Raw genomic sequence first — 21577 nt, forward strand, 5'->3', positions numbered from 1 at the left:
CCGGAGGACGGGCCGACGTCACTCGGTGGGTTCGGCGGCCTCGGGCGGTTCGGGAAGCACTCCGGGACGGAACTTCTCCACGCCCACCACATGCCGCACCCGCGTCGGCTCGATCAGGATCATCACGCGCCGCTCTCCGGGCAGCAGCCACGGATACCGGTCCTCGCCGATGTACTTCAGAGTGAGCCGGTCCATGGCCCGCTCGGCCACCTCGCCCTCGACGAAGCGGACGACCCGCCCCCGGATCTCCACCCGGTCATAGGGGTTCCCGGTGTCGTGATGGGACAGAGAAACGAACGGATTGCGCCGAAGATTCTCCTCCTTCACGCGGCCCATCGACGTGTTGACCATGACGTACTCGTCTTCGAGGTCCGCCCACATGGGCGAGACCTGCGGCGCCCCGTCCGCGCCCACGGTCGCCAGATGCCAGAAGTTCGGCGCCAGCAGTCGCTCGCGAATATGCCCTTCGATCCTGCTCACGGCGCTTGCCACCTTCGCTCCACCCTTCGGACCCGTCCGCACGAGCCCCTGCCCGACATCCTGATCTCCACACCACCCCGCCACCAGCTGATCTTCGGCCACCCCGAACAGACCTCGGTCAGACATCCGAAACCGTAGGTTCGCACGATCCGTGATCCTGGCCGAACAGACCGTAGTCACCGCAGCCCCGCACCCATACGTTGTGCGCGTGCACCAACCGTCGGCCCAACAGCCCACCCCGCCCTTCGACGCCCCGGCCGCCCGCAAACTGCGCCTCGCCCTGCGCATGGGGCCCGAGCATGTCGCGTACGGCATGCAGGCCTCGTTCGGGCTGCCCTATGTGACCCCGGACCTCGTCGTCGCCTGGGAGCGCGGCATAGCCGCGCCGAGCACCACCGAACTCACCGCGCTCGCGGGTGTGTTGTGGTGCTCGCCGGGCGATCTCATCGGCGCGCCGCGGACGTTGCGCGAGCACCGGATCGCGCGCGGTCTCGCGCCCGAGGACGTCGCGCGCGCCGTGGGACTCGAACTCCTCGTGTACGTACGGATGGAGGAGGCGGACGAGTGGCGCGGCAACGAGCGTCAGTCCTCGGCGCTCGCCGAGGTGCTCGACCTCTCCCTGGCGGACCTCGTCACGGTCACCGGCCACGAGACGAAGCTGGCGGAGATGCTGCGCAACGCGGTGACGACCCGCTGGCAGGCGTACGTACGCCCGGTGGGCAAGCTGCTGCCGCTCGACCGGCGGCTCGTGGGCGATGTGCTGCGGGCGCTGCACACCGAGTACCAGGGGCAGATGGTGGCCACGCTGAGCTGGAGCGGCGGGGCGGCCGCGGGTGAGGCCGACGACGCGGGCCGGGACTTCCTGGACCGGATCGTCGACCGCTTCTGGTCGGTGGTCCAGCGCAACAGCGCCTGACAGCCGCCGACACCGGATGACACCGGCCGGCACCGACCGGCAGAAGCTGACACCGGCCACTGAGAAGCCCGGGCGGGCAGGCCCGTAACGATCGCCCGGGCCCACCCGCGACGCCGCCCCTGAACAGCCGGCCCTCTAGAAGACCGACTCCGCCTCGTCCATACGGTCCTTCGGGACCGTCTTCAGTTCGGTGGTCGCCTCCGCCAGCGGCACCATCACCACGTCCGTGCCGCGCAGCGCGGTCATCCGGCCGAAGTCGGACCGGTGCGCGGCCTCGACCGCGTGCCATCCGAAGCGAGTCGCCAGCACCCGGTCGTACGCGGTCGGTGTGCCGCCGCGCTGGATGTGGCCGAGAATGACCGGCTTGGCCTCCTTGCCGAGGCGGCGCTCCAGTTCGTACGCGAGCGCCGTGCCGATGCCCTGGAAGCGCTCGTGGCCGAACTGGTCGATAGCTCCGTGGCCGTAGTCCATGGTGCCCTCGGCCGGGTGGGCGCCCTCGGCGACGCAGACGACGGCGAACTTCTTGCCCCGCGCGAAGCGTTCCTCGACCATCTTGACCAGGTCGGCCGGGTCGAAGGCCCGCTCGGGCAGGCAGATGCCGTGGGCGCCGGCGGCCATGCCGGACTCCAGGGCGATCCAGCCCGCGTGCCGGCCCATGACCTCGACGACCATCACCCGCTGGTGGGACTCGGCGGTCGTCTTGAGGCGGTCCATCGCCTCGGTGGCGACACCGACCGCGGTGTCGAAACCGAACGTGCGGTCCGTCGAGGAGATGTCGTTGTCGATCGTCTTGGGGACGCCGACCACCGGCAGGCCCGCGTCCGACAGCATGCGCGCCGCCGTCAGGGTGCCCTCGCCGCCGATCGGGATCAGCACGTCGATGCCGAACTCGCGTGCCATGTCCTGCGCGTTCTCGCAGGCCTCGCGGAGCCGGTCGCGCTGGAGGCGGGAGGAGCCGAGGATGGTGCCGCCGCGGGCGAGGATGCCGCTGACGGCGTCCAGGTCGAGACTGCGGTAGTGGCCTTCGAGCAGTCCCGCGTAGCCGTCCTCGAAGCCGATGACCTCGTCTCCGTAGTTCGTGACGGCTCGGTGCACGACCGACCGGATCACTGCGTTCAGCCCCGGGCAGTCGCCGCCTGCGGTGAGAACTCCGATGCGCATCGTGCTGTGTCTCCTGCTCGCTGTTGGGCTGTTTCTCCTGTGGTACCTGAGAGCCAGTCCGATTGTTTCATGGGCGACAGGGGGGCGCTGTCCGCGCCCGTCGCGCCTGCGCACGCCCTCGGCGCGCCCCTCACGCCCCCGCTCCCCCTTGGCGGAGCCGCCGTCCGCCCCCGCCGCGACGGGCGTCCTAACCATGCCCGGAGGTATTGTCAAGAGGGCACAGCCGATGATAACGGCTGTCTTTTTACCGCTATCGGAGGAAACGGAGAGCACGCGTGACGCGCAGCGTGTACGTGACCGGGATCGACCGAGGAGACGGCCGCCAGGTCATCGAGCTGGGAGTCATGGAGCTCCTGACCCGCCAGGTGGACCGGGTGGGGGTCTTCCGCCCCCTCGTCCACGACGGGCCCGACCGTCTCTTCGAGCTGCTGCGGGCCCGCTACCGGCTGTCCCAGGACCCGGCGACGGTCTACGGCATGGACTACCACGAGGCGTCCGCGCTCCAGGCCGAGCAGGGTTCCGACGAGCTGGTCTCGCAGCTCGTCGACCGCTTCCACCGGGTGGCCCGCGAGTACGACGTCGTCCTCGTGCTCGGTACGGACTACGCGGACACGCAGTTCCCCGACGAACTCGCGCTCAACGCCCGGCTGGCGAACGAGTTCGGCGCCGCCGTGATCCCGGTCGTGGGCGGCCGCAACCAGACCGCGGAGTCGGTGCTCGCGGAGACCCGCAACGCGTTCCGCGCCTACGACGGCCTCGGCTGCGACGTGCTCGCGATGGTGGTGAACCGGGTCGCCCCGGCCGACCGCGCCGAGATACACGAGCGGCTCGACAACCGCCTCCCCGTGCCGTGTTACGTGCTGCCGGACGAGCCCGCGCTCTCCGCCCCGACGGTCGCCCAGATCACCCACGCCCTCGGCGGCAAGGTGCTCCTCGGCGACGACTCGGGGCTCGCACGCGACGCGCTGAACTTCGTCTTCGGCGGCGCCATGCTGCCGAACTTCCTGGGCGCGCTGACCCCGGGCTGCATGGTCGTCACCCCCGGCGACCGCGCCGACCTGGTGGTGGGCGCCCTCGCCGCGCACAGCGCCGGCACCCCGCCCATCGCGGGCGTCCTGCTCACCCTGAACGAGCGTCCCAGCGACCTCGTCCTCACCCTCGCGGCCCGTCTCGCCCCCGGCACGCCGGTGGTCGCGGTCGAGACCGGCTCCTTCCTCACCGCGTCCGAACTCTTCGGCATGGAGGGGAAGTTGAACGCGGCGACCCCCCGCAAGGCGGAGCGGGCCCTCGGCCTCTTCGAGCGGTACGTCGACACCGGCGGCCTGCTCAAGCGGGTCTCGGCACCCAGCAGCGGCCGGGTCACACCGATGATGTTCGAGCACAAGCTGCTGGAGCAGGCCCGATCCGACAAGCGGCGGGTCGTGCTGCCCGAGGGCACCGAGGCCCGCGTCCTGCACGCCGCCGAGGTGCTGCTGCGCCGAGGCGTCTGCGACCTCACACTGCTGGGCCCGGTCGACCAGATCCGCAAGAAGGCGGCCGACCTCGGCGTCGACCTCGGGGGCGCCCAGCTGATCGACCCGCAGACCTCCGAGCTGCGCGACCGGTTCGCCGAGAAGTACGCGCAGCTCCGGGCGCACAAGGGTGTGTCCGTCGAGCTGGCGTACGACGTCGTCTCGGACGTGAACTACTTCGGCACGCTGATGGTCCAGGAGGGCCTGGCCGACGGCATGGTGTCCGGGTCCGTGCACTCCACGGCGGCCACCATCCGCCCGGCGTTCGAGATCATCAAGACCAAGCCGGACGCCTCCATCGTCTCCTCGGTCTTCTTCATGTGCCTCGCCGACAAGGTCCTCGTCTACGGCGACTGCGCGGTCAACCCCGACCCGAACGCCGAGCAGTTGGCCGACATCGCCATCCAGTCCGCCGCCACCGCCGAGCAGTTCGGTGTCGAGCCGCGGATCGCGATGCTCTCGTACTCGACCGGCACCTCCGGCTCGGGCGCGGACGTCGACAAGGTGCGCACGGCCACCGAGCTGGTCCGCTCGCGCCGCGACGACCTGAAGATCGAGGGGCCGATCCAGTACGACGCCGCCGTCGAACCGACCGTCGCGGCCACCAAGCTGCCGGGGTCGGAGGTCGCGGGACAGGCGTCCGTGCTGATCTTCCCCGACCTCAACACCGGCAACAACACGTACAAGGCCGTGCAGCGTTCGGCCGGCGCGATCGCCGTCGGGCCGGTCCTGCAGGGCCTGCGCAAGCCGGTCAACGACCTGTCCCGCGGCGCCCTGGTCGGGGACATCGTGAACACCGTCGCCATCACGGCGATCCAGGCCCAGGCCGCCCAGCAGGGCTCCGCGGCCGCCTCCCCCTCCGCGTCCTCGTCCCCGACCTCGAAGGCTCCCGCCCAGTGACCGCCACCCGTGTCCTCGTCCTCAACTCCGGCTCCTCGTCGGTGAAGTACCAGCTGCTCGACATGAGCGACGGCAGCAGGCTGGCCGTGGGCCTCGTCGAGCGGATCGGCGAGGAGACCTCCCGGTTGAAGCACACGCCGCTCGCCACCGGCGAGTCCCGCGAGACGACCGGGCCGATCGCCGACCACGAGGCCGCTCTGAAGGCCGTCGCCGAGGAGCTGGCCAGGGACGGGCTCGGCCTCGACTCCCCCGAGCTGGCCGCGATCGGTCACCGGGTCGTGCACGGCGGCCAGACCTTCACCGAGCCGACCGTCATCGACGACGCCGTCCTCGCCGAGATCGAGCGCCTCATCCCGGTGGCGCCCCTGCACAACCCGGCCAACCTCACCGGAATCCGTACCGCGCAGGCACTGCGCCCGGACCTTCCGCAGGTCGCCGTCTTCGACACGGCCTTCCACACGACGATGCCCGAGGCCGCGGCCCGCTACGCGATCGACGTGAAGACCGCCGACGAGCACCGCATCCGCCGGTACGGCTTCCACGGCACCTCGCACGCGTACGTGTCCCGCGCGACTGCGGCGCTGCTCGGCAAGTCGCCGGAGGAGGTGAACGTCATCGTGCTGCACCTCGGCAACGGCGCCTCGGCGTCGGCGGTCGAGAAGGGCCGGTGCATGGACACCTCCATGGGACTGACGCCCTTGGAGGGGCTCGTGATGGGTACGCGCTCCGGTGACATGGATCCCGCGGTCATCTTCCATTTGATGCGTGTTGGCGGGATGTCCACGGACGAGATCGACACTCTTCTCAACAAGAGGAGCGGTCTGATCGGCCTGTGCGGCGACAACGACATGCGGGAGATCCGCCGCCGCATCGACGAGGGTGCCGAGGACGCCGCACAGGCCCAGCTCGCCTTCGACATCTACATACACAGACTGAGGAAGTACATCGGCGCGTACTACGCGGTGCTCGGCCGGGTCGACGCGGTCGCCTTCACGGCGGGCGTCGGCGAGAACGCCGCCCCCGTGCGAGAGGCCGCGATCGCGGGCCTGGAGGCGCTGGGCCTGGCGGTCGACGACGAGCTGAACGCCGTACGGTCCGGCGAGCCGCGGCTGATCTCGCCCGAGGGCGCCCGGGTCGCGGTGGCCGTCGTACCGACCGATGAGGAACTGGAGATCGCCGACCAGACCTACGCACTCGTGGGGAACGGGAACGCCTGAGGAGCCGCAGGGGAGCAGCCGACGAGCCGCTCGAAGAGAGCACCGAGGAAGCCGGCCAGGCCCACGCCTGAGCGCGTACCCGCCCATTTGTATCTTCCACCAGACGGAATATTCCGTAGCGAAACAAACCGATAGGATCGCCCCCATGCGCCGTTCCAAAATCGTCTGCACACTGGGCCCCGCCGTCGACTCCCACGAGCAGCTCGTCTCGCTGATCGAGGCCGGCATGAACGTGGCCCGTTTCAACTTCAGCCACGGCTCCCACGCCGAGCACCAGGGCCGTTACGAGCGGGTCCGGGCCGCCGCCCAGGAGACGGGCCGCGCCATCGGCGTGCTCGCCGACCTGCAGGGCCCCAAGATCCGGCTGGAGACCTTCGCCGAGGGCCCCGTGGAGCTGGAGCGGGGTGACGAGTTCACCATCACGACCGAGGACGTGCCGGGCGACAAGTCGATCTGCGGCACCACGTACAAGGGTCTGCCGGGCGATGTCTCCAAGGGCGACCAGGTCCTGATCAACGACGGCAACGTCGAGCTGCGGGTCGTCGCGGTCGAGGGCCCCCAGGTCAGGACGATCGTCATCGAGGGCGGTGTCATCTCGGACCACAAGGGCATCAACCTGCCCGGCACCGCCGTGAACGTGCCGGCGCTGTCCGAGAAGGACGTCGACGACCTGCGCTTCGCCCTGCGGATGGGCTGCGACCTGGTGGCGCTTTCCTTCGTGCGCGACGCCCACGACGTGAACGACGTGCACAAGATCATGGACGAGGAGGGCCGCCGGGTCCCCGTCATCGCCAAGGTGGAGAAGCCGCAGGCGGTGGAGAACATGGACGCCGTCGTCGCGGCGTTCGACGGTGTGATGGTGGCCCGTGGCGACCTCGCCGTCGAGTACCCCCTGGAAAAGGTCCCGATGGTGCAGAAGCGCCTCGTGGAGCTGTGCCGTCGCAACGCCAAGCCGGTGATCGTGGCGACCCAGATGATGGAGTCGATGATCACCAACTCCCGCCCCACGCGCGCCGAGGCGTCCGACGTCGCCAACGCGATCCTGGACGGCGCGGACGCGGTCATGCTGTCGGCCGAGTCCAGCGTGGGCGCGTATCCGATCGAGACCGTGAAGACGATGTCGAAGATCGTCGTCGCGGCCGAGCAGGAGCTGCTCTCCAAGGGTCTGCAGCCGCTCGTGCCCGGCAAGAAGCCGCGTACGCAGGGTGGTTCGGTGGCCCGTGCCGCGTGCGAGATCGCGGACTTCCTGGGCGGCAAGGGCCTGGTGGCCTTCACCAAGTCCGGTGACACCGCCCGCCGTCTGTCGCGCTACCGCGCCGAGCAGCCGATCGTGGCCTTCACCACCGACGAGGGCACCCGCAACCAGCTCGCGCTGAGCTGGGGCGTCGAGTCCTACGTCGTGCCGTTCGTGCACAGCACCGACGAGATGGTCGACCTGGTCGACAACGAGCTGCGCAAGCTCAACCGCTTCAGCGAGGGCGACATCGTCGTGATGACCGCCGGCTCGCCCCCCGGTGTCCCCGGCACCACCAACATGGTCCGCGTGCACCACCTGGGCGGCTGATCCCGCCCCGTACGGCCGCTTGTCGGCCCGTACGGCCCTGTACACGCCGCTGAGGGCGTCCCCTGCCGCGCAGGGGGCGCCCTCAGCGTGTTTTGCGGCTCCCGGAGGTCGTTGTACTCCGGTGGACGTCCGGACGGCCGCGTACGGCCCGTCCGTCGCGTCCGGGTCAGTCGGTCGTGAACTGGTGCATCCCGGGAACGGTCAGCGTTCCGCCGAACTGGGCGGCCTGAATGACCTTCACCTTCGTGAAGTAGATCAGCGGGATGTTCAGCGGCGGCGGGTGCTCCGGGTCGAACGTGATCGGGATCAGACCGAGCAGGTTGCCGGAGATGCTCTCCGTGTACATGACCGTCTTGCCGTCGCGGATGGTGGACGTGGTGCCCTTGCCCGCCTGCACGTGGTACGTCTTGCCGGCCTGCTTGTCGGTGACGGTCTGGTGCAGATCACCGATGTCGGTGCCGTCGGAGATCACGTACTTGAGGACCTTCTTGACCTTGCCGCTGGCGGTCTTCACCTTGACGATGCCCTGGTAGTCGGCGCCCTTGAGGAGCAGCGAACTGGCCTCCAGCTGCCAGGGGTCGTCGGCCAGGGCGGGAATGCCCTGCTCGACACCGCCCTCGTCGTCCGTGGCGGTCGGGCAGTCGTCCGGGTCCGTGGTGGAGCTCGCGGACGGGCTGGGGGTCGGTGACGCGGTGGCGTCGTCGGCCGCCTCCTCCGCCTTCTCCGCGGTGTCCTCGGCGGCCTCGGTCGCCGCGTCGGTGACGTCCTTGGCCGTGTCCTCGGCCTTCTCCACCGTGTCCTTGACCGGGTCCTCGGCCGTGTCCGCCGGCTTCTCGGCGGGCTTCTCGGCCGCGGGGGTCGACGCGGAGGGAGTCGGCGTCGGGGTGGCCGTCTCCTCCTCGTCGGGGGTGAAGATGTCCTTGATGGCCTCGCCGAGACCCAGGGGGTCGAGCGGGTTCTTCGACTCGGACGCCGAGGGGGTCGGCGCAGGCGTCGGCTCGGCGTTCTCGGCGGGCGCCTTGGACTCCGAGGCGGACGGCGTCGGTTCGGGCTTGTCGTCGGAACCTGAATCCGACGAAGAGCCCGAGCCCGGCGTGTCCGAACCCGACGGGTCCGAGGAACTCGGCTCGTCCTTGCCGTCGTCCGCGGGAGCGCTCGTCGAGGCGGAGGGCGACGGCGTGGGGGACGCGTCGTCCTTGGCCTCCTCGGTCTCCTCCTCCAGCGCGTCGACGCAGTCCTTGTACTCGTCGATCGTCAGGTTCTTCGCCGACGGCTTGTCCTCGGCACGGGCGAGCGTCGGCGTGAAGCCCATCCCCATGAGGATCGCCGTCGGCATCGACGCGATGGCTATCGCCTTGCCCGCGGGCACGTGCAACCTGGTGAACAACGGCTTCTTGGGGGCTGCGTGCCGCGGCCCGGTTCTCTCACGGGACTCCCCCGCGGGGCCCGCGTATTGGACCTCGTCAGCCGGCACTGTGCCTCCCGTTCGCCCCGTTGGTCGGGCTCGTTCCTGACAGATCGTTCGGCTCGCTCGCACCGTTGGCCAGTGCGGCCTCCGGGGCGTCTTCCTTGTCCGTACGGTCCGTCTCGGCCGGGCGCGCGGCGGGCTCCTCGCCCGGGGCCCAGGCCACGGCCATTCCGCCGCCCACCAGGGACAGCAGGAAGCCGACGAAGAAGCCTCCGAAGTTGGACACCGGCAGCGAGACCAGGCCCAGCAGGATCGCCGCGACACCGGCGAAGGTCCGGATGTGCTTCTGGTACCAGAGGCTGATTCCGAGAACACCCAGAAGTACGCCGATGATGAGAGACCCCGCACCCGCGGTCGTCGCCATGGCCAGCGTGAGATGCCCGATCTGCAGGTTCGCGTACGGAAGGTATGCGATCGGGAATCCGGCGATCAGGATGAACAGGCCCGCCCAGAACGGCCGGCCGCCCCGCCAGGCACGGAACCGCAGCCGCCAGATGTGGAATTGACCGCGCGCGGCAGGAGTCTCGGCGCTCATGGAAAACAGCTCCCTGGAACGGCGTTGCTGAGGGTTTCACGTACTACGAAAAGGGACGGGCGGGTGAGGCAGCGCAGGCTCCCTCACCCGCCCACGGAGTGCCTAGTAGCACTCCTTGACACCCCTGGACAGCGACATCTTCAGGCCGCTGAGCTTGAAGGTGCCGGCGGTGGTCGCCCACGCCGTCTGCTTCACGTCGGTCAGCGTGGCCGAGTCGGCCTGCTGGGCGAAACCGTAGGGGTTCGCCTGCTCCTTGCCGCCCTTCATACCGGGACCCTTGGTGGCGTCTCCGGCGGCAACACCGATGTCGATGTTGCGGAAGGTCGCGTTGGCCTGGAGGTCCTCGACATCGATGTAGAGGTTCTCGGCCTCGACCGGCGTGCTGCCGCCGCCCGCCTTCAGGTTCAGGCTGACCGAACCGATCAACGGGATGTCCGGGGTGACCACGGACTGGCACATGTTGGTGATCTTGGCGCTCTTGAACGCCGACACCGCGACCGGGTGCGCCGTCTTCTCACCCTTGAGCGTGTAGCCCTGGTCGATGGCTCCGTACTGCGAGAAGCCAACACCATCGAGCCGGTCCGCCGTCACCTTGAACGACTGACCCGACACGCTGAACGACGCGGCGAGAGCACCCTGAGCCAGGGCGACACCTATCGCGGCGGTCGCGGCCACGCTGGGCACCATGACTACCGCGAACCGCTTCCATCTGGTCCCGCCACGCACCTGGGACTCCATATTTCCTCCTTCTCGGACGTACATCTCCGGCCCTGGCTGCCCCCAGACGGCGGCTCAGCCGGGCAGGGATGGGAGAAGTGCTACGTCCTCGGGAAGGAGAGCGCCCCAACCCGGAGGCGCGGAACGCACCCGAATCACCGGCGATCACCCCCGAGCGACAACCACTGGTCGCGCCTGAACACTTCACGCACAACCTGCCGGACAGGCTCCACCGAACGGCGAAGACCCCCCTGCCCAAGGGCCGGCGCCACTGCCGCCGTCCCTGCTCGGTGGGGACCCAAGGAAACCCGCTGTCCCGATTGGCTGTCGGGGAAGGGGAATGGACCGAGCGTCGCCGATCGTGGTGCATTCTCGCCGCCCGCACAAGGGGGTTCGTTACTGGCTAGTAACGGCCGGATAACCGAACAACGACCCGTCGGTATCGGCCGACAACTCTGGGTGGCACCAAGGGCGGTGACAAAGTGATCGAACCTTGGACGGAATCCGACAGATCACCGCCTCTGACTTACTCGCAGTAACAGCGGCCGCGTTTACCAAGTTTTGGTAAAACGCGGCCGCAGTATCGCTCTGTCGCCAAATCCTTCACTCGGGCACCACGGGTCCCGACGTTTAGCGACTGGTCAGAACAGGGCCCGGGCCAGCGCCCGGCGCGCCGCGGCGACACGCGGGTCGTCGGCGCCCACCACCTCGAAAAGCTCGAGAAGCCGTACGCGCGCCGCGTCCCGGTCGTCACCCGCTGTACGCGCCACCGCGTCGACGAGCCGCCCGAAGGCGTCCTCGACATGGCCGCCCACCAGGTCCAGGTCGGCGGCGGCGATCTGCGCCCGCACGTCACCGGGGTTGTCGGCGGCCTCCTTGCGCACCTGCTGCGGATCGGCGCCCTGCACCCGCTGGAGCAACTCGGCCTGGGCCAGGCCGAGCTTGGCCTCCGTGTTGCCCGGGTCGTCACTCAGTACGTTCTTGTACGCCTGCACCGCGCCACCGAAGTCGCCCGCGTCCAGGGCCTGTACGGCGGCTTCGAGCAGCGCGTCGTACGGACCGGCCGGGACCTGGGGCTCCGCGGACTGCTCGCCCTGGCCGGCCTGCTCGCCGTCCGGGTCGACGGTCAGGCCCGTCAGACCGAAGCGCTCCTCGGCGACCTGTACGAGCTGGTCGAGGGTGCCCCGGATCTGGGCCTCGGGTGCGGCGCCCTGGAAGAGCGGCAGGGCCTGACCGGCCACCACCGCGAACACCGCCGGGATCCCCTGGATCCCGAACTGCTGCATCAGCATCTGATTCGCGTCTACGTCGATCTTGGCGAGGACGAACCGGCCGTTGTACTCGGCGGTGAGCCGCTCCAGGAGCGGGCTGAGCTGCTTGCACGGCTCGCACCACTCGGCCCAGAAGTCGATGACGACCGGCACCTCGGTGGAGCGCTGCAGGACGTCCCGCTCAAAACCCGCTTCGTCGACGTCGATGACGAGACTCGAGGGCGACACCGCGGAGACGGCTCCGCCGCCCTGCCGCGCCGCTTCCGCACGCGCCTGCTCCGCCTTCGCCTTGGCCTCTTGGGCCGCCTTCACCGCGGCGAGGTCGACGACTCCGCTCATGGACATGTTCCGTGGCTGCATGCGTCTATCCTCCCCCCTCCGCGCGCCTCTGTGAAAAGCGTTGTGAAAGCTGGTCGATTACGTGGTCCAGTACTGGTCAACGTCGGTCCTGGCGCCGGGTCCCCACCTGGCGCCGCGCGGTTGTCGCTCACGCACGATCTTTCGCTACGGGTCGTAGCGTAACTGGCCCCCGGGGATCGCGGGAAGCCCACTTCGGTGATCTCCCTCACGGCTCCACGGAATCCCCTTACTCAGCAGTCCCCGGATATGGTCACCGGCATGCAGAGCCGCACCTCCACCCCCCGCACAGGGCGCCCCCGCAGCGCCACCGCGGACGCCGCGATCCTGGCGGCGACACGAGCGGCTCTCGTCGAACTGGGCTGGTCAAAGCTGACGCTGGGGGACGTGGCGACGCGCGCCGGGGTCGCGAAGACCACCCTCTACCGGCGGTGGGCGGGCAAGAACGAGCTCGTGGTCGACGCGGTGGCGGCGCTCTTCGACGAGTTGGAGCTGCCCGACCGGGGGAGCCTCGCGGCGGACATCGAGGGTGTGGTGCTCCAGTTCGCGGCGATCCTCGCGCGGCCCGAGGCCAAGAGCGGGCTCATGGCGGTGCTTGCCGAGTCGACGCGGGACGACGCGTTGCGGGAGCGGATCCGGGCGTCGGTCGTCGACCGTCAGAAGCGGCTCGTTCTGGAAGGGCGTCGGCGGGCCCAGGTCCGTGGGGAGCTCCCTCCGGAGTCCGATCCCTCGGCTGCCGCCCGTACGGTCGATCTCATCTTCGACATGGTCGCCGGTGCGGTGGTCCATCGCACCCTCGTCAGCGCCGAACCCGTCGACCCGACCTGGGTCCACGACTTCACCCAGGTCCTACTCCTGGGCCTCTCCGGCGCCGCCACGTCCAAGAGTTGACCCTTTTTCGCCCCCGCCGCCCCTACCCATTCCCGTCACTACTCGGGGGCCAGCCCCCGAACCCCCGCTCCTCAAACGCCGGAGAGGCTGAAGATTTCGCGGCCCGGGCCGACACTTTCAGCCCGTCCGGCGTTTGAGGACGAGCGCGGCAGCGCGATACGGGGGTCTGGGGGCGGAGCCCCCAGGGACGGGACGGGTAGGGGCGGCGGGGGCGAGGAAAACGGCTAGAACCCCGCCGGTTCCGTGTACTCGCCCCACTCGGCCCGGAGGGCGTCGCAGATCTCGCCGAGGCTCGCCTCGACCCGCACCGCGTCAAGCATCGGCCCGATCATGTTCACCCCACCCCGCGCGGCAGCGACCATCGCGGCCAACGCGCCCCGCACGGCCACATCGTCACGGTCGGACCTACGGTCGGCCAGCACCCGCACCTGCTCCCGCTCCACCTCGTGCCCGACCCGCAGAATCTCCAAGTCACCCGTGACAGAGCCGCGGTGGACGTTCACCCCCACAACCCGCTTCTCCCCCTTCTCCACCCCCCGCTGGTACCGGAACGCCGACTCGGCGATCTCCCCGGTGAACCACCCGTCCTCGATCCCCCGCAGAATCCCGGACGTGACGGGCCCGATCGGATGCACCCCGTCGGGACGCGCCCGCACCCCCCGCTCCTTGATCTGCTCGAAGATCCGCTCGGCGTCCGCCTCGATCCGGTCCGTCAGCTGCTCGACGTACCAGGAACCGCCCAGCGGATCAGCGACGCCCGAGACACCGGTCTCCTCCATCAGCACCTGCTGCGTACGCAGCGCGATCTCCGCGGCCTGCTCGGACGGCAGGGCGAGCGTCTCGTCGAGCGCGTTCGTGTGCAGCGAGTTGGTGCCGCCCAGCACCGCCGCGAGCGCCTCGACCGCCGTACGGACGACGTTGTTGTACGGCTGCTGGGCGGTGAGCGAGACACCCGCCGTCTGCGTGTGGAAGCGCAGCCACTGCGCCTTCTCGGACCGCGCCCCGTACACGTCCCGCATCCACCGCGCCCAGATCCGCCGCGCGGCCCGGAACTTGGCGATCTCCTCGAAGAAGTCGACGTGCGCGTCGAAGAAGAAGGAAAGCCCCGGCGCGAAGACATCGACGTCGAGCCCGCGCGACAGTCCCAGCTCCACGTACCCGAACCCGTCCGCCAGCGTGTACGCCAGCTCCTGCGCGGCCGTGGAGCCGGCCTCGCGGATGTGGTAGCCGGAGACGGACAGCGGCTTGTACGCGGGGATCGACGAGGCGCAGTACTCCATCAGGTCGCCGATGAGGCGCAGATGGGGCTCGGGCGGGAAGAGCCACTCCTTCTGCGCGATGTACTCCTTGAAGATGTCGGTCTGGAGCGTGCCGTTGAGCACCCCCGGGTCCACGCCCTGCCGCTCGGCGGCCACCAGGTACATGCAGAAGACCGGGATTGCGGGTCCGCTGATCGTCATCGACGTCGTCACGTCGCCCAGCGGGATGTCCCTGAACAGGACCTCCATGTCGGCCGCGGAGTCGATCGCGACCCCGCAGTGGCCGACCTCGCCGAGCGAGCGCGGATCGTCGGAGTCGCGCCCCATGAGCGTGGGCATGTCGAAGGCCACGGAGAGCCCGCCCCCGCCGTCGGCGAGGATCTTCTTGTACCGCTCGTTGGTCTGCCCGGCGTTCCCGAACCCGGCGAACTGCCGGATGGTCCACGTCCGCCCCCGGTAGCCGGTCGAGTGGAGCCCTCGGGTGAAGGGGTACTCCCCGGGCCAGCCGATCCGCTCGAACCCGTCGTACGCGTCCCCGGGCCGAGGTCCGTACACGGGCTCCACCGTGTCGCCGGAGAGCGTGGTGAAGTCGGCTTTCCGCTTGTGCGAGGCGTCGTACCGGGCCTGCCAGCGACGGCGGCCCTCCTCGATGGCGTCGGCGTCCATACCGTCAAAATTACTGGGACGTCCTGGTGGACGTCGACGGCAAACCGCCACAGATCACACCTGTGGCGGTGGGGCAAGGCGGGTGGGCGGCTGTGCCCAGGACGCCGTCACGCCTTGGCGACCGCGCCCGCGTCCTCCGTGACCTTGGACTCCAGCTCGCGGCTGACCTTGCGCTCCACGAAGAAGGCGGCGGTGGGAACGGTGCCCGCGAGCAGCACCCACAGCAGCTTCGGTACCGGCCACTTGGCCTTGGAGCCCAGGTCGAAGGCGAAGACCAGGTAGACGACGTACAGCCAGCCGTGCGCGACGCTGACGACACGCGTGAAGTCCGCGGCGCCGTCCAGGTCGAGCACGTACTTGCCGATCATCCCGAGGACCAACAGGACCAGCAGGACACCGGTGACGTAGGCCATGACGCGGTAGCGGGTCAGCACGCTCTTTTTCATGGCTACGAGCGTAACGACCGGTTCCGCACGATCTTCGGCCACCCCCGCCCGTCGTCGGGGCCCGGCAGAGGGCCCGCCGCATCCGGCGGAGCTACTCGTCGAAGTCGTGCGCCGCCACTCTCAGCGGGCGCAGCATCGCGAAGATCTCCCGGCACTCCTCGGCGTCGTACACGCCGAGGCCGAACTCCATCGCCATCAGGTCGCGGGTGGCGGCGTCGCAGACCTCGCGGCCCTTGTCGGTGATGGAGGCGAGGGTGCCGCGGCCGTCGTTGGGGTTGGGGCGTTTGTCGACGAGACCGGACCGGGCGAGCCGGTCCACGGTGTTGGTCACCGACGTCGGGTGCACCATCAGCCGTTCGCCGATCTTGGACATCGGCAGCTCGCCGGCCTTGGAGAAGGTGAGCAGCACCAGGGCCTCGTAGCGCGCGAACGTCAGCTCGTACGGCTTGACGACCGCGTCGACCTCGGCGAGGAGGATCTGGTGCGCGCGCATGATGGAGGTGATCGCGCCCATGGACGGCACGGATCCCCAGCGTTGCTTCCAGTGCTCGTCGGCACGGGCGATGGGATCGAAGGCAAGACTGAGCGGCTTCGGCACGGCAAAGACCCTACCGGCCGGTCATATCGTGGTCAGCCCCGTCTCGCGTATCGATATTCGCCCCCTTTTCCACCCTCTCTCCCCTCCCCTTCACCAGTGCCGTTCCCTCGTCCTCCCGGGACCTTCCGGTACGCCGTACCTCCACCGCCAGGAGCACACAGCACACGGTCCCCAGCACGCCGACGCCGCCCACGACCGTGCTGACCGCCCAGAACTCGGCGGCCGCACCGGCGAGCGCCATGCCCACGCCCTGGATCGTCATCAGCCCGGCGGTGTGCACGGTCATGGCCCGTCCGCGCAGTTCCTCAGGCACGGCGTCCACGAACCAGCGGTCGAGTCCGAGGGTGTACGCGCCCGCCGACCCGGCGAGCACCAGCACGAGGAGGATCCAGCCGAGGCCCGGGTGGAAGGGGTAGAGGAGGAGCGGCAGCAGTCCGCCGCCCGCCAGGGGCAGCACGATCCGGGAGCGGGTCGCGGGAGACAGTGCGGCACCGGCGTACAGCTCCCCCGCGATCGTCCCGACCGGCATCGCGCACATCAGCAGCCCGATCCAGGCCGTGCCGACCCCGATCTCGTCCGCGTACGCGGCGGCCAGTGCCTCCGGCGCCACGACGAACATCGGCGGGACCCACAGGAGCAGCAGCAGCGCCCGGATCCGGCGGTCTGCGAGGACCTGCCGGGCGCCGGAGAGCGAGTACCGCACCAGCGCCCCGCCCCCGGCCCGGGCCGGCCGGCGCCGCGTCCCCAGCCGCAGGAGCAGCGCCGAGGCGAGGAAGGTGCCCAGCGTGACGGCCAGTGCCCCGCGCGGGGAGACCACGGTGAGAAGGACACCGCCGAGCCCGAAGCCCACGAGTACGGCGCTCTGCGACACGATCCGCAACAGGGAGCGGCCGAGCACGAACAGGTCGCCGTCCCCGAGGATGTCGGTCAGCGTGGCCATCCGTGTCCCGCTGAACACCGGTGACACGGCGGCGATGACGCACCGCAGCACGAGCAGCGCGGCGACGGGTGTGGCCGGCAGGGCCATCAGCGCCGCGCACCCGGCGCAGACCAGGTCGCAGACGACGAGCACGCGCCGCGGCGGGAACCGGTCGGCGACCCCGGACAGCAGCGTGCCGCCCACGAGGTAGGGGAGGAAGCCCAGCGCGAACACCAGCGCGCTGAGCAGCGGCGACCCCGTCATCTCGTACACGAGCACGGTCAGCGCGATCTCGCTGACGACGACGCCCAGCAGCGAGAGGGCGTGTGCGAGGAACACGGCACGGAACTCGCGTACGGCGAAGACGGGACCGTACCCGGTCTTCTCGGGGGTGGGCAGCGTCGACGTGCCCCTGTTCTCTTCCGGCATGTCCCGCAGCGTGCCCGCGCAGGGGTCGCCCGCCGTAGAGTTTCGGTGTCAGCCGAATCTTCGCTACCGACCGCGGCGGGAGGGCCCGTGCCGTTCCATCTGCACTTCGGCGAGGACGACCTCCTCAGGTGCCGTTTCGCGGTGTCCCCGCTGTGGGAGACCCAGGAGGCGGTCCGCACCCTCAACCGCCCCGAGCGGCACGGGTATCACGCGCACTGGCTCCGTCGTACGCGTTCGGCGGCCGCGCAGCTCGACCTGACGCTCCTGTGGCTGCTGATGCCCCGGCGCGGGCACACCCCGGACTGGCTGGGCCCTCCCCCGCTCGGCCCCTCGGCCACGTTCGACGAGGAGATCGCGGCGGTGCGCGGTGCCGACCCCGAGGCGGCCCGCGAGGACACCGCTCTGGCGCTCGCGGACACCCCGGGCGCCCTCGAATCCCCGCGCGGGCGCGCCCTGCTGGCCGATCCGGTCCGCATGATCGAGGAGCTGACCGACCTGCTGGCGGCGGCCTGGCGCGCCCTGGTCGAGCCCGACTGGCCGAGGCTGCGCGCCCTTCTGGAGGCCGACGTGGTCTTCCACTCGCGGCGCCTGGCCGAGGTGGGCCTGGGCGGGCTGCTGCCCGAGCTGGACCGGCGCTTCGCCTGGGACGCGGGCCGGCTCACGATCGACGTGAGGGGCGAGCACGTCCGCGAACTGGGCGGCCAGGGCCTGGTGTTGATGCCCAGCGTCTTCTCCTGGCCGAATGTGGTGAGCGGTTTCGAACCGCCCTGGCAGCCGACACTGGTCTACCCGGCGCGCGGCATCGGGGGCCTGTGGGCGGAGCCGTCCGACCGCACGCCCGAGGCGCTCGCGCGAATCCTCGGGCGCGGCCGGGCCGCCGTCCTGACCGCGCTCGACGACCCCGCCACCACGACGGGCCTCGCCCACCGCCTAGGCCTCGCGCCCTCGTCGGTGTCGGCGCATCTGTCGGCGCTGCGCGACGCGGGCCTGCTCGTCTCGCGCCGGTACGGACACCAGGTGCTGTACGAGAGGACGCCGCTGGGCATCGCGCTGACGTCGGGCGGCGCCTGACGCCCCGACAGGAGCCCGCGGGAGCACGACAGCAGGCGGCGGCCCACGGTGTCGCACCCCTGCCGGTCAAGTCCGTTATGTCACGATAGTCGGACATCGTCGCTGACCGTCACCTTCGCCCAAGGGGGCAGGATGTTCCGGCAGACCCGTACCCGTACCCTCGCGGCGCTCGCCGTGCTCGGACTCGCGGCGGGCTGCTCGTCCGCACCCGAGGCCGATCCGACCACCTCCGCCCGTGAGACGTCCCCACCGGCGAGCCCCGCCGCCGGTTCCCCGTTCTGGGTCGACCCGGCGAGCCCCGCGGCCCAGCAGGTACAGCGGTGGGAGCAGCAGGGGCGCGAGCGCGACGCCCGGCTCCTGAAGCTCATCGCGGACCGGCCCGCCGCCATCTGGCCCTCCGCCGAGCGCCCCGAGCCGAAGATCAGGGAGGCGACCGCGGCGGCGGCCCGGGAGGGGCGTACCGCGGTCTTCGTCGCGTACGACATCCCGCACCGCGACTGCGGGCAGCACTCGGCGGGCGGGGCGTACGGCGCGGACGCCTACCGGGACTGGATCGACCGGTTCGCGCGGGCCATCGGCGACAGCGACGCCCTGGTCGTGCTGGAGCCGGACGCGGTCGCGCACATCGTGGACGGCTGCACCCCGGGCGAGTACCACGCCGAGCGCGAGCAGATGCTCACCGAGGCGATCGTGCGGCTGAAGCGGCAGCCGCGGACGAAGGTGTACCTCGACGCGGGCAATCCGGCCTGGATCCGGGAGTCGTGGAAGCTGGTCGAGCCTCTCAAGCGCGCGGGCGTCGCGAACGCCGACGGCTTCGCCCTGAACGTCTCCAACTTCCAGACGGACGAGACGACGAAGGAGTACGGCCGCCGGCTCTCGGAGGACCTCGGCGGCAAGCACTTCGTCGTGGACACCAGCCGCAACGGCAACGGCCCGCTGGACGGCGACCCGTCCCAGGCCTGGTGCAACCCGCCGGGCCGGGCGCTGGGCACCCCGCCCACCAAGGACACCGGCGACCCCCTCGTGGACGCCTACCTGTGGATCAAGCGCCCCGGCGAGTCCGACGGCCAGTGCCGCGGAGGCCCGTCGGCGGGCCAGTGGTGGGCGGACTACGCCCTGGGCCTGGCCCGCAACTCCAGCGCCCCATAAGGGGCGCGGGGAACTGCGCCCCGTGAGGGGCGCGGGGAACTGCGCGACAAGCCCCCACCCACCCGCAGACAAGGAACCGTCAACCGAGCGGAGCGCTACCGCACCTGGACCCACTTCGCCTCCGACGGCGTCCCGTCCGTGTCCGTCACGAACAGCATGTACCAGCCGGGCGGCACCAGCGTCCGGTCCTTCGGCACGTCCACGGTGACCGAGTCCTTCGTCTTCGTGACCCCGAGCGCGATGGACCGCTGCTCGACGTCCGTCGTGTGCGTGACCGCGCTGGGCCGCATCAGACGGGCGTTCACGATCCGGTCCGGATGCCGGGTGGCGAAGGTCGCGCGGCCCTCGCCGTCGACCTCCTGGGGACCGTCGCCCAGCACGGGACGGCTCTTGGCGTTCTTGTGCAGGGTGGGCGGGGTGTAGATCTCCATGCGCTGCTCGAAGTGGCCGAGCTTGGTGTTCTGCTGGTCGTCGAAGAGCGGGTCGGAGCCGAACGTGGCGACCCGGCCGTCGGGCAGCAGCAGCGCCTCCGAGTGGTAGTTGCGGCCGACCCTGGGCGAGGCGGCCGAACGGAAGGAGTTGGACCTGGGGTCGTAGAACTGCGCCTTGAGGATGTTGCTGGCGCTGCGCCCGCGGTAGTCCGAGGAGCCGTTCGAGGTGAACACCGAGTCGTCCGGCATGATCACGCTGTTCAGATAGCGGGTGCCCTGCGGGAGGTCGGGGCCGTCCTCGAAGACGGGGTTGTCCTTCTTGAGGTCGATGACGGCCGTGCGCGAGGTCGCCTTCTTGGACTCGCCGACGCCTCCGCCGCCGAGGATCATCACCTTCTGGTCCTGGGCCGGGGGCAGCAGCAGGGACGCCGACGTCTCCGTCTGGTCGAGGTCGCTCAGCCCCGGCACCTTCTCGAACTTGTTGGTCTTGAGGTCCCACAGGCCGGGTTCGCGCCCCATGGTGGCGGGCCCGTAACCGGCGTTCGAGGCCGGGTAGAAGAGCTTGCCGCCCTTGGTGAGGAAGAGGGCGGGATAGGTCGGGAAGTAGTGCTTGGGTCCCGGGGTCCACTTCCTGGTCTTCGGGTCGTAGATCTCGTTGTCGCCCGGGTCGATCACCCCGACGTCGTCGAGCCCGGAGACCGCGAGCACCCGCCCGTCCTCCAGACCGACCAGCGTCGGATACCAGCGGGCCTTCTCCATCGGCGCGACGGGCACGTACTTCTCCGCCGTCGGATCGAACTCGTAGGCCGCCTTGATCCCCTGGAAGTCCTGCTTGTCCATGGTGATCTTCTCGGAGAGGCCGTACGTGTTGGCCGCCTCCTTGCCCTTCAGGCCGACGATCTCGTACTGGGCCTGCTTGCCCGTGACCGACCGCGGTCCCAGCTCGGTGGCCTCGACGAAGACACGGGCCTCGCTCGCGGTGACCTTCGTCTTCCAGGGCTGCATGACACCGGCCCGGTTGTACGTGATCTCCTGCGTGCGCTTGGCCTTGGGGACGGTGACGTCGAACCTGCTGACGTACTCCACCCCGGTCGGCGAGCGGAACCGGGTGCCCTTCTTGAGGACGACCGGCCTGTCCGGGTTCTCGTTCTTCACGCGCATGCCGCCGCCGGCCCGGTCGACCTCGCCGTCGAGCAGCTCGTAGCGGGCCGTGCCGCCGGCCACCAGCATTCTGCCGCTGGGGAGTTGGGCGTGCCCGGCGCAGAAGAAGTCGTCCGGGGTGGGGATCTTCTTGAAGGTGTCGGTCCTCGGGTCCCACAGGACGGTGTCGAAGGAGCCCTTGTCGAACTTCTTCTGCTCGTTGCCGGAGCCCGCGACGATCAGCACCTTTCCGGTGTGCAGGAGCGCCGCGTGGATGGCGTTGGTGCGGAACTCCCTGGGAATGTCCAGGTGCTTCCAGGAGCCGTACTTCGCCTTGTAGCCGGGCTGGGCGATCTTGTACTCGTAGTACTGCTCCGAGGCGAAGCCGATCGCGGCCGGGGCGTTGAGTCCGGCGAGCAGGGCGACGCCGCCAATGCCGAGCAGCCTCTTCTGGGCCTTCTTCGAAGGGCGGTAGACCATG

General features: G+C 70.1%; 18 protein-coding genes. 7 read left to right on the forward strand and 11 right to left on the reverse strand.

All coding sequences use genetic code 11. The features are described from left to right. Positions 1 to 18: 18 nt before the first annotated feature. Positions 19 to 480 carry a PPOX class F420-dependent oxidoreductase gene (locus JEQ17_RS15410; RefSeq protein ID WP_200395792.1) on the reverse strand — a complete coding sequence of 154 codons (462 nt, stop codon included), beginning with the start codon at positions 478 to 480 and terminating at the stop codon, positions 19 to 21. A gap of 286 nt (positions 481 to 766) precedes the next feature. On the opposite strand from JEQ17_RS15410, the gene JEQ17_RS15415 reads away from it, so the two are divergent. Continuing rightward, a complete protein-coding gene (locus JEQ17_RS15415; RefSeq protein WP_325176334.1) occupies positions 767 to 1396 on the forward strand; it encodes a helix-turn-helix domain-containing protein in 630 nt (209 codons plus the stop codon). A gap of 135 nt (positions 1397 to 1531) precedes the next feature. Here the strand turns inward: JEQ17_RS15415 and JEQ17_RS15420 are convergent, their stop codons facing one another. After that, the gene (locus JEQ17_RS15420) at positions 1532 to 2557 is read right to left on the reverse strand and encodes an ATP-dependent 6-phosphofructokinase (protein ID WP_143636125.1); all 1026 of its coding nucleotides are present in this window, start codon (positions 2555 to 2557) and stop codon (positions 1532 to 1534) included. Between the two features lie 275 nt (positions 2558 to 2832). Here JEQ17_RS15420 and pta point away from each other — a divergent pair, with 275 nt between their 5' ends. The 3 genes from pta (at position 2833) to pyk (ending at position 7749) form a co-directional block, all read left to right on the forward strand. Next, positions 2833 to 4968 (forward strand): phosphate acetyltransferase, encoded by a 2136-nt coding sequence (pta, locus tag JEQ17_RS15425; RefSeq protein ID WP_200395794.1) that lies wholly within the window; start codon positions 2833 to 2835, stop codon positions 4966 to 4968. Then, positions 4965 to 6185: an acetate kinase gene (locus tag JEQ17_RS15430; RefSeq protein ID WP_200395795.1), complete on the forward strand. Its 1221-nt coding sequence runs from the start codon at positions 4965 to 4967 to the stop codon at positions 6183 to 6185. The genes pta and JEQ17_RS15430 overlap by 4 nt, the downstream gene beginning before the upstream one ends. A gap of 145 nt (positions 6186 to 6330) precedes the next feature. After that, positions 6331 to 7749 carry a pyruvate kinase gene (pyk, locus tag JEQ17_RS15435; RefSeq protein ID WP_200395796.1) on the forward strand — a complete coding sequence of 473 codons (1419 nt, stop codon included), beginning with the start codon at positions 6331 to 6333 and terminating at the stop codon, positions 7747 to 7749. Between the two features lie 166 nt (positions 7750 to 7915). Here pyk and JEQ17_RS15440 read toward each other — a convergent pair whose 3' ends face one another. The 4 genes from JEQ17_RS15440 to JEQ17_RS15455 all read right to left on the reverse strand — a co-directional run bounded on the left by JEQ17_RS15440 (position 7916) and on the right by JEQ17_RS15455 (position 12100). Next, positions 7916 to 9223, reverse strand: coding sequence for a hypothetical protein (locus JEQ17_RS15440; RefSeq protein ID WP_200395797.1), 1308 nt, complete (start codon positions 9221 to 9223; stop codon positions 7916 to 7918). After that, positions 9213 to 9752 carry a DUF6114 domain-containing protein gene (locus tag JEQ17_RS15445; protein WP_200395798.1) on the reverse strand — a complete coding sequence of 180 codons (540 nt, stop codon included), beginning with the start codon at positions 9750 to 9752 and terminating at the stop codon, positions 9213 to 9215. Before JEQ17_RS15445 ends, JEQ17_RS15440 begins: the two co-directional genes overlap by 11 nt. Positions 9753 to 9854: 102 nt before the next feature. Next, positions 9855 to 10490: a DUF6230 family protein gene (locus JEQ17_RS15450; protein WP_200395799.1), complete on the reverse strand. Its 636-nt coding sequence runs from the start codon at positions 10488 to 10490 to the stop codon at positions 9855 to 9857. A 620-nt stretch (positions 10491 to 11110) separates the two neighbouring features. Beyond that, a complete protein-coding gene (locus JEQ17_RS15455) occupies positions 11111 to 12100 on the reverse strand; it encodes a tetratricopeptide repeat protein (RefSeq protein WP_200395800.1) in 990 nt (329 codons plus the stop codon). A 258-nt stretch (positions 12101 to 12358) separates the two neighbouring features. Between JEQ17_RS15455 and JEQ17_RS15460 the strand changes: the two genes are divergently transcribed. After that, the gene (locus tag JEQ17_RS15460) at positions 12359 to 12988 is read left to right on the forward strand and encodes a TetR/AcrR family transcriptional regulator (protein WP_200395801.1); all 630 of its coding nucleotides are present in this window, start codon (positions 12359 to 12361) and stop codon (positions 12986 to 12988) included. A 224-nt stretch (positions 12989 to 13212) separates the two neighbouring features. Here the strand turns inward: JEQ17_RS15460 and JEQ17_RS15465 are convergent, their stop codons facing one another. The 4 genes from JEQ17_RS15465 to JEQ17_RS15480 form a co-directional block, all read right to left on the reverse strand. Then, entirely contained in the window at positions 13213 to 14913 is a 1701-nt protein-coding gene (locus JEQ17_RS15465; protein ID WP_200395802.1) for an acyl-CoA mutase large subunit family protein, read from the reverse strand. 107 nt (positions 14914 to 15020) lie between these two features. After that, complete coding sequence (locus tag JEQ17_RS15470; RefSeq protein WP_189845567.1) at positions 15021 to 15359, reverse strand: DUF3817 domain-containing protein; 339 nt, start codon at positions 15357 to 15359, stop codon at positions 15021 to 15023. A gap of 91 nt (positions 15360 to 15450) precedes the next feature. Next, the gene (locus tag JEQ17_RS15475) at positions 15451 to 15957 is read right to left on the reverse strand and encodes a MarR family winged helix-turn-helix transcriptional regulator (RefSeq protein ID WP_200395803.1); all 507 of its coding nucleotides are present in this window, start codon (positions 15955 to 15957) and stop codon (positions 15451 to 15453) included. 10 nt (positions 15958 to 15967) lie between these two features. After that, the gene (locus JEQ17_RS15480; RefSeq protein WP_200395804.1) at positions 15968 to 17305 is read right to left on the reverse strand and encodes an MFS transporter; all 1338 of its coding nucleotides are present in this window, start codon (positions 17303 to 17305) and stop codon (positions 15968 to 15970) included. Between the two features lie 87 nt (positions 17306 to 17392). Here JEQ17_RS15480 and JEQ17_RS15485 point away from each other — a divergent pair, with 87 nt between their 5' ends. Together JEQ17_RS15485 and JEQ17_RS15490 are read left to right on the forward strand one after the other, a co-directional pair. Next, a complete protein-coding gene (locus tag JEQ17_RS15485) occupies positions 17393 to 18376 on the forward strand; it encodes an ArsR/SmtB family transcription factor (protein ID WP_200395805.1) in 984 nt (327 codons plus the stop codon). A 132-nt stretch (positions 18377 to 18508) separates the two neighbouring features. Then, positions 18509 to 19525 carry a glycoside hydrolase family 6 protein gene (locus JEQ17_RS15490; RefSeq protein ID WP_200395806.1) on the forward strand — a complete coding sequence of 339 codons (1017 nt, stop codon included), beginning with the start codon at positions 18509 to 18511 and terminating at the stop codon, positions 19523 to 19525. A 95-nt stretch (positions 19526 to 19620) separates the two neighbouring features. Here JEQ17_RS15490 and glxA read toward each other — a convergent pair whose 3' ends face one another. Then, positions 19621 to 21576 carry a radical copper oxidase GlxA gene (gene glxA / locus JEQ17_RS15495; protein WP_200395807.1) on the reverse strand — a complete coding sequence of 652 codons (1956 nt, stop codon included), beginning with the start codon at positions 21574 to 21576 and terminating at the stop codon, positions 19621 to 19623. Position 21577: the final 1 nt, after the last annotated feature.

The sequence above is a fragment of the Streptomyces liliifuscus genome (assembly GCF_016598615.1).
In the GTDB taxonomy this organism is placed as follows: Bacteria; Actinomycetota; Actinomycetes; order Streptomycetales; family Streptomycetaceae; genus Streptomyces; species Streptomyces liliifuscus.

Bases quoted from the DNA above. Each gene is read 5' to 3' on its own strand.
- JEQ17_RS15415 (WP_325176334.1), top strand. From the start codon at position 767: ATGGGGCCCGAGCATGTCGCGTACGGCATGCAGGCCTCGTTCGGGCTG.
- JEQ17_RS15420 (WP_143636125.1), bottom strand. From the start codon at position 2,557: ATGCGCATCGGAGTTCTCACCGCAGGCGGCGACTGCCCGGGGCTGAAC.
- pyk (WP_200395796.1), top strand. From the start codon at position 6,331: ATGCGCCGTTCCAAAATCGTCTGCACACTGGGCCCCGCCGTCGACTCC.
- JEQ17_RS15445 (WP_200395798.1), bottom strand. From the start codon at position 9,752: ATGAGCGCCGAGACTCCTGCCGCGCGCGGTCAATTCCACATCTGGCGG.
- JEQ17_RS15450 (WP_200395799.1), bottom strand. From the start codon at position 10,490: ATGGAGTCCCAGGTGCGTGGCGGGACCAGATGGAAGCGGTTCGCGGTA.
- JEQ17_RS15455 (WP_200395800.1), bottom strand. From the start codon at position 12,100: ATGCAGCCACGGAACATGTCCATGAGCGGAGTCGTCGACCTCGCCGCG.
- JEQ17_RS15460 (WP_200395801.1), top strand. From the start codon at position 12,359: ATGCAGAGCCGCACCTCCACCCCCCGCACAGGGCGCCCCCGCAGCGCC.
- JEQ17_RS15465 (WP_200395802.1), bottom strand. From the start codon at position 14,913: ATGGACGCCGACGCCATCGAGGAGGGCCGCCGTCGCTGGCAGGCCCGG.
- JEQ17_RS15470 (WP_189845567.1), bottom strand. From the start codon at position 15,359: ATGAAAAAGAGCGTGCTGACCCGCTACCGCGTCATGGCCTACGTCACC.
- JEQ17_RS15480 (WP_200395804.1), bottom strand. From the start codon at position 17,305: ATGCCGGAAGAGAACAGGGGCACGTCGACGCTGCCCACCCCCGAGAAG.
- JEQ17_RS15490 (WP_200395806.1), top strand. From the start codon at position 18,509: ATGTTCCGGCAGACCCGTACCCGTACCCTCGCGGCGCTCGCCGTGCTC.
- glxA (WP_200395807.1), bottom strand. From the start codon at position 21,576: ATGGTCTACCGCCCTTCGAAGAAGGCCCAGAAGAGGCTGCTCGGCATT.